Genomic DNA, 6,389 nt, shown 5'->3' with positions numbered 1-6,389 from the left:
CAACCGCTTTGCGGCTTGGTCGGGGGGGCTGTGTTTTGTTTAAAAGACAAACCACCGTTTTGCGGTGGTCCCGGCATTGCGGGCACGACGTCATACGGGTCGGCGTCGGGCTAGGCGGTCGTCGTACGGACCGGCGCGGCCACGTCGACCTCGGTCGTCGCGTCGTGGGCGGGGGGTCGACGATCCGGAGCGGTCCGCACGTGAGTGAGATACAGCGTCAGACCGACGAAGGTGAGTCCGCCGACGAGATTGCCGATCACCGTGGGGATCTCGTTCCAGACGAGGTAGTCGGCGATCGAGAAGTCACCGCCGAGCATCAGCCCCGAGGGGAAGAGGAACATGTTGACGATCGAGTGCTCGAAGCCCATGTAGAAGAACAGCATGATCGGCATCCACATCCCGATCACCTTGCCGGGCAACGATGTCGACATCATCGCGGCGACGACACCGGTGGACACCATCCAGTTGCACAGCACCCCGCGGAGGAACAGCGTCAGCATGCCGGCCGCCCCGTGCTCGGCGTACCCCACGGTGCGGCTGTGCCCGATCTCGCCCAGCTGCTGTCCCACCTCGTCGGGCGCGACGCTGAATCCGTAGGTCAGGATGACCGCCATCATGATCGCGACCAGGATGGCGCCGAGGAAGTTCCCGACGAAGACCAGACCCCAGTTGCGCAGCATCGATCGAACGGTGACGCCTCGGCGCTTGTCGAGCAACGCCAGCGGAACCAGCGTGAACACACCGGTCAGCAGGTCGAAGCCCATCAGGTACAGCAGGATGAAGCCGACCGGGAACAGCAGCGCCCCCAGCAGCGGCTCACCGGTCCGCACGGTGACCGTCACCGCGAACGCCGCGGCCAGAGCCAGGATCGCGCCGGCCATGAACGCCCTGATCAGGGTGTCGCGGGTGGACATGAACGCCTTGGACTCGCCGGCGTCGACCATCTTCACCGCGAATTCGGACGGTTTCACATAGGACATGTGGGTCTCCTCGAACTCCTCAGTTGTTGCGCCCCATGGAACCGAGGTCACATGTCCGTTCGGTGTCATCGACGAGTCCCCCTGTTACACCGCCCTCACTCCGGACTCGTCGCGGTGTGAAGTCGGCGCCGCCACCGGCGCCGGGTCATGATGTCGATCGTGTGAACACTGCCGGATGTCGCTGCCTCGACTTGGCACCGCGCCGGCCGATGGGCACTGTGGATATGGTCCGACACTATCGATGGAGATCACGATGACCACTCCGATCATGCCGAAAACCGATGCCGCAGAACTGATCAACGCCGCACGGGTACGCCAGGGACTCACCTGGGCGACGATCGCCGAGAAGATCGACGCCCCGTTGGTCTGGACCGTCGCTGCGCTGCTGGGCAAACATCCGGTCCCGGCCGCGAAGGCCACCGCCGTGGTGGAACTGCTCGGCCTCGGCGAGGGCGTCGCCGAGAGTCTGCGGCAACAGCCGACGCGTACACCCGACGAGGCGGCGACGAGCGATCCCACCATCTACCGCTTCTACGAGGCGCTCGACGTCTACGGGCCCGCGCTGAAGGCACTCATCCACGAGGAGTTCGGCGACGGCATCATGAGCGCCATCAACTTCAACATCGACATCCGACGCCGGCCCGACCCGAACGGCGACCGCGTGGTCGTGACCTTCGACGGGAAATTCCTCGACTACAACTGGTGAGCCACCTGGTGAACCTCGCGGGTCACCGAACGCAAGGCCAGCATCGTCGATGCGTAGACGGCCGGGTCGGTGGGGTCGAAACCGAGGACCGTCCGGATCCGTTCGAGCCGCTGATAGAGGCTCTGCCTGCCGATGTGGAGCGCCGCGGCCGACCGCGTCGCACTGCAGCCGTGCGCCAGGTGCACCGCCAGGGTCCGGACGAGGTCCGACGAGGAGCGTCCATCGGCCGCGACGAGTGGTTCCACCAGGGACCGCAGCTCCGTCCGAAGAGCGGGATCCAGCGCACCGATCGCCTCGTCGACGAGGAGTTCGCGCGAGGTGAACACCCGTCGTCCCGCCTCGAGGCTCGCAGCGGTAGACGCCGCGAGCCCGAGTTGTCGCCCGCATCGGCGCAGTGAGGCGGAGAGGGCGGACGCCACATCGGCGCCGGGCCCGACATCGTCGATGACACAGGGGTTTCCGACAACGACCGTGGTGCGTCCGATTCGGTTGCCCTGCCGTGTCAACGAGGACGCCACCCGGTCGACCGGGTCGGTGGCGCCCTCTCCTCCCCCGGCCGGCACCGCGGCCAGTGCGTAGACCGTGGCGTCGACGATGCTGCGTGCCACCGAATCCAGCTCGGCGCCGGCGACCGCGGCATCGGCCATCCGGGGGTCCGGGGCCTCCGCCGCGAGGGGCACCACCACGATGGGCGCCCCCACGGACACCCCCGCGGCGGCCAGGCGTGCCCGCAGGTCCGCGGGTCGCATCGGTCTGCCGTCGACCAGGTCTTCGACGAGCCGCGCGGCCAGGGCCGAACCCCGGACTCCGGTCCGGGTCAGGCCGACCGCCACCGGACCGGCGGCCGCACGCAACAGACTCTGCGCGAACGGGATCGGGCCGGCGTCGGTGCGCTCGCCCACGATCAGCCGGGCGATCGGACGTCCCTTGCTGTGGACCGTGGCCTCCGACACGGCCCGGTCGACGACCCGCCACGCCGCCGAGTCGTCGTCGACGCCGTGCGCGGACAGCAGCGCCCCGGATGTGGACACGAGAACGACAGGCGCATGCAGGGTTTCCGCCACATGACCGAGCATCGGCGCGACCCCGGCACCGGCCGCCAGGTCGTCGTGGAGTGACTCCACGAGAGTCGAGCGGACTCGTAACTCGTCGACCTCGCGGGCGGCGATTGCGGTGTTGACCGCTCGGCACACGTCGATGAAGGGAACCACCGCCCGGAGTTCGATGATCGGCAGCCGGACGGCCGATCCCGCCCGCACCATCTCCTCGGGCACCGCCTCGAACGTCCGACCCACTTCGATCGCGACCGCCGCGACCCCTCGCTGCGACAGGTCCTGCACATAGTGCTTGCGGGTGCCGGCATCGAGTCCGCGCAGACCGAGCCCCGTCGTGAGCAGCAACTCGCCGCCGGTGAGCAGCGGCCCGATCTCGTAGATCTCGCTCGAATGCACCCACCGCACCGGTGCGTCGAGACGTTCGTGGCCGCTCAGGACCCGCGGCTCGGCTACCGCCAAGTGGTCGTCGAGGATCTCCCGAAGCGTCGGGGTGGCGGTATCCGTCGGGGGTCGATCGAGCGTCATGGACGAAGACAATATGCACCGGCGGCCTCGACCGCAGTACGACGATCTGTCAGTTGTCACCGTCGGAGCCACCCGGCACTCTCGAAGCATGACGATCTCGCTGCCCGGCCATGCCGGTCTCGACGTGTCCGGGATGCTCGACGTCGCCTACCGGGAGGCACGGACGAGCCTCGACGAGGGCGGCATCCCGATCGGTGCGGCCCTCTTCGCGGCCGACGGCACACTGCTCGGCGCGGGCCACAATCGGCGCGTGCAGGCCGACGATCCGTCGGCCCACGGCGAGACGGATGCCTTCCGCGCCGCGGGGCGGCAACGGGATTACGGGCCGACGATCATGGTGACGACCCTGTCGCCGTGCTGGTACTGCTCCGGCCTCATCCGCCAATTCGGCATCGGCACAGTCGTCATCGGCGAACACACCTCGTTCTACGGCGGAGAGGACTGGTTGCGTGAGCACGGCGTCGAGGTCATCGTGCTCGACGACGAGCGGTGCGCGGAGATGATGTCGTCGTACATCGCGGCCAATCCCGCGGTGTGGAACGAGGACATCGGGGTCGCCCCGGCCGACGAGAACGTGGAGATGTCATGACCGACAGCCCGGTACTCACCGTCGACCTTCGGGAGTGGCAGTCCGGAGATGCTGCCGCGCAACGGGTCTGCGCCGCCGTCGATGAATCCCTGCAGCAGGCCGGGTTCCTGCTCGTCACCGGGCACGGACTCGATCCCGAGTTGCCGAGCTCCCTTCGCGCGGCGGCCCGTCGGTTCTTCGCCCTCCCGGCCGACGTCAAGAGCCGGTACTCCGCCGGTGTCGGCGGCCGCGGTTGGATCGGTCCCGGCAAGGAGGCCAACGGTTTCGCCGAGGGCACCGAGACCCCGCCGGACCTGAAGGAATCGTTCACCTCCGGTGCGCAGACGCCGGTGGGCATACCCGAAATCGACGGGTACTGGTTCGCCCCCGACGTGTGGCCGACGGAAACGCCCGAACTCCGAGAACTGTTCACCGCGTGGACGTCTCAGATGCGACGGCTGTCCGACAACCTGCTGGCGCTGATGGCCGCCGCACTCGGCCTCGTCGGCTCGGACAATCCGTTCCGCGACCTCGCGTCGAAGCCGACGTGGTCGTCCAACATCAACCACTACCCGCCGCTGCACGACGTCGGAACCCCCGAACCCGGCCAGTTCCGCATCGGACCGCACACCGACTTCGGCACCGTCACCATCCTCGACCGCGAACCCGGCGCCGGCGGATTGCAGGTCTACAGCGAGCAATCGGGGTGGGCCGACGCACCGTGGAACCCCGACGCCCTGACCGTCAACATCGGGGACATCCTCGAGTACTGGTCGGCCGGGCGCTGGCCCGCGGGCCGGCACCGCGTCCTGCCACCGCAACCCGACGCGCCCGCCGAAGACCTCGTCTCGCTGATCTTCTTCTACGAACTCGATCACGACGCCCTCGTCTCCCCCGTCGCCCCACCCGCGGGCCGCCGCGCCGGACTCGAACCGGTGGTGTCCGGAGACTTCATCCGGCAGCGCCTCGACGCGATCACCGTCGGCTGAGACCCGCCCCTCCACTCCCGAGGCGGAAAAGCGCGAACCCCCTCCGCTCCCTGAGGAGCGCCCGGAGCTTGCGGAGGTCGCGTCACGAAGGGTCCGGCGACCGAGGGTTGCGTAACCCTTCGTGACGCTCGCAGGCTCGCTCCTCAGGGAGCAGAGTGCTTTCGTGGTTCACGACGGGCGCCAGGCCGCAGATACTGAGGTGCTAGGTGCGCGCCCCCCGCTCCCTGACGTGCGAGGAGCGATAGACGGTATGAGGGCCTTGGGGCCGAAGGCCTCAAGCTGCAAACACATCGTGGGTTGCTGCTGCTGAGTTCACACTCGGCGGTAGCACCACATTGCAGATCAGGAGGCCTCCGGTGATTGTTCAGGGTACAAGTGTCGGATTGGATGTTCACGCACGCTCGGTGGTCGCTCATGCCATCGATGAAGACACCGGGCAGGTGATTCGGGAGACCTTGGTCCCTGATGCGGCGACCATCGTCAGCTGGCTACAAGGCCTGGCCCCGCCGGTGCGGGTGGCCTATGAGGCCGGTCCGACCGGCTTCGGATTGGCGCGGGCGATCACGGCGGCCGGGATGGAGTGTGTGGTTGCCGCGCCCTCGAAGCTGCAACGGCCAGCCGGGGACCGCGTCAAGACCGATGCCCGAGACGCCGCACACTTGGCGAAGTTGCTGCGCCTGGGCGAAGTGGTGGCGGTCAATGTTCCTGAGGTGGGCACCGAAGCCGCACGGGATCTGGTCCGCGCCCGCGAGGACGCCCGCAGCGACCTGATGCGCGCTCGGCATCGATTGTCCAAACTGCTTCTGCGACAGGGCATCGTCTACTCCGGCGGGAAACCCTGGACCGGTGTTCATCAGCGGTGGCTGCAGCGTCAACGTTTCGAGCTGCCGCTGCTGCAAGCCGCCTTCGACAACGACCTGGACGCGGTGTTGAGCGTGACCGCCCGCCGTGACCGCCTCGATGAGCTGATCGAACAGACCGCGGCCACCGATCCGTGGCGGGCGGTGGTCACCCGGCTGTCGTGTCTGCGGGGCGTGTCGACGCTGACCGCGTTCGCTTTGGCGGTCGAGATCGGCGACTGGTCACGGTTTAGTGGCGCCACAATCGGCTCCTACGCCGGGTTGGTGCCCTCGGAATACTCGACCGGCGGGACCCGCAGTCAGGGATCGATCACCAAGGCCGGTAACGCCCACGTGCGGCGGCTACTGGTCGAGGCGGCCTGGCAACACCGACGCCCCTACGCCACACCCGGACAGACCATGCGCCGCCGGTGGGAGGCTGCTACACCGGCTGCCCGCGCCCGTGGCCATGCCGGCAATCGTCGGCTACACAAGCGCTGGCAACAATTCGACCGCCGCAGCAAACATCCCTGCGTGGCCAACACCGCGATCGCTCGTGAGCTCGCCGGCTGGTGCTGGTCGCTGGCGGTGCTCGACGACTAACCAGCACTGACACACAATCTTGGCCACCCGTCGCGGGACTCCCGCTGTGGTGAACAGGGAACGAATCCACGGCGTCGCTATGTGCGCCAGCACTTTTGGGTGCACGGTACGCACGTTTACATAG

6 protein-coding genes are annotated in these 6,389 nt (G+C 67.9%); 4 read left to right on the top strand and 2 right to left on the bottom strand.

All coding sequences use genetic code 11. The features are described 5' to 3' along the window. Positions 1–110: 110 nt before the first annotated feature. Positions 111–980: a formate/nitrite transporter family protein gene (locus tag ACFVHY_RS21845; RefSeq protein WP_390275421.1), complete on the bottom strand. Its 870-nt coding sequence runs from the start codon at positions 978–980 to the stop codon at positions 111–113. A gap of 253 nt (positions 981–1,233) precedes the next feature. On the opposite strand from ACFVHY_RS21845, the gene cynS reads away from it, so the two are divergent. Next, positions 1,234–1,686: a cyanase gene (gene cynS, locus ACFVHY_RS21840; protein ID WP_390275419.1), complete on the top strand. Its 453-nt coding sequence runs from the start codon at positions 1,234–1,236 to the stop codon at positions 1,684–1,686. Here the strand turns inward: cynS and ACFVHY_RS21835 are convergent. After that, complete coding sequence (locus tag ACFVHY_RS21835; protein WP_390275418.1) at positions 1,674–3,266, bottom strand: PucR family transcriptional regulator; 1,593 nt, start codon at positions 3,264–3,266, stop codon at positions 1,674–1,676. The two genes, cynS and ACFVHY_RS21835, sit on opposite strands and share 13 nt — an antisense overlap. Before the next feature lie 88 nt (positions 3,267–3,354). On the opposite strand from ACFVHY_RS21835, the gene ACFVHY_RS21830 reads away from it, so the two are divergent. The 3 genes from ACFVHY_RS21830 (at position 3,355) to ACFVHY_RS21820 (ending at position 6,265) form a co-directional block, all read left to right on the top strand. Next, a complete protein-coding gene (locus ACFVHY_RS21830) occupies positions 3,355–3,855 on the top strand; it encodes a nucleoside deaminase (RefSeq protein WP_065631058.1) in 501 nt (166 codons plus the stop codon). Next, on the top strand, positions 3,852–4,823 hold the full coding sequence (locus ACFVHY_RS21825) for an isopenicillin N synthase family dioxygenase (protein ID WP_390275417.1): 972 nt from the start codon (positions 3,852–3,854) through the stop codon (positions 4,821–4,823). Before ACFVHY_RS21830 ends, ACFVHY_RS21825 begins: the two co-directional genes overlap by 4 nt. Positions 4,824–5,179: 356 nt before the next feature. After that, positions 5,180–6,265, top strand: a complete 1,086-nt coding sequence (locus ACFVHY_RS21820; protein WP_390275423.1) for an IS110 family transposase — start codon at positions 5,180–5,182, stop codon at positions 6,263–6,265. Positions 6,266–6,389 lie beyond the last annotated feature (124 nt).

Source organism: Gordonia sp. NPDC127522 (genome assembly GCF_042672305.1).
In the GTDB taxonomy this organism is placed as follows: Bacteria; Actinomycetota; Actinomycetes; order Mycobacteriales; family Mycobacteriaceae; genus Gordonia; species Gordonia hongkongensis.
The sequence above is the reverse complement of the archived record's forward strand: the minus strand, read 5'-3'. Positions and strand labels throughout refer to the sequence as shown.